Raw genomic sequence first — 723 nt, 5'->3', positions numbered from 1 at the left:
CCGCGCGCAGCGCGTACCGGACGAAGCGGCGCGAGAGCGGCGCCTTCGCGGTGTACCTGCTCGTGCTGTTCGGCGGATTGTGGGGCGTGCCCGCCCTGCTGGCCGTGGCACGCCTGGGGCGGTCGAGCCGGCTCGACGGCCCGGGACCGCTCCTGCAGGCGCTGCCGCTGTGGCTGCCCACCCTTCTCGCCCTGGCGTCGCTGCTCGTCGTGCGCAGCGCGGTGTGGCGGGGCCCGGTCGTCGCGGACAGCGCGACGGTGTCCTGGCTGCTGCCGCAGCCCGTCGCGCGCGGCCCGCTCCTGCTGCCGCGGCTGGCGTCGTCGGCCGCGGTCAGCGCGCTGCTGGGCACGGTGAGCGGTGGTGTGCTCGGCTTCCTCGTCGCCAACGTGTCGGGGGCCGCCTGGCTCCCCGTCACCGCTGCCGGTGTCTGGGCCGGGCTGGGCACCGCGCTGGCCGGCACCGGGCTGAGCGTTCTGGTCGTGCGCCACGAGGGGCGGCGGGAACAGCAGCAGCGCAGGATCTTCCGAGCCGGCTGGTGCGGGGTCGCCCTGCTGGGCCTGCTGTCTCTCATCGCCCTGGCCCGTGGGCTGCCCGCGTGGGTGGGCACCACCGTCCTGTGGCTGCTGCCCTGGGGCTGGGCGGCTCAGCCCGTCACGGCGGCCGCGCTGGGCACAGCGCCGGGCTGGCCCCTGGCCATGCCGATGTGGGCGTGCGGCGTCGCCG

At 77.2% G+C, this 723-nt stretch carries 1 protein-coding gene; it reads left to right on the top strand.

Annotated elements, in window-relative coordinates; genetic code table 11:
* Nucleotides 1–723: DUF6297 family protein (locus ABD363_RS32460; protein ID WP_344610045.1), on the top strand; the 723-nt coding region annotated here is incomplete at both ends.

Source organism: Streptomyces glaucus, assembly GCF_039533365.1.
In the GTDB taxonomy this organism is placed as follows: domain Bacteria; phylum Actinomycetota; class Actinomycetes; order Streptomycetales; family Streptomycetaceae; genus Streptomyces; species Streptomyces glaucus.
Note: the sequence above shows the minus strand (reverse complement) of the source record. Positions and strands in the feature narration are given on the sequence as shown.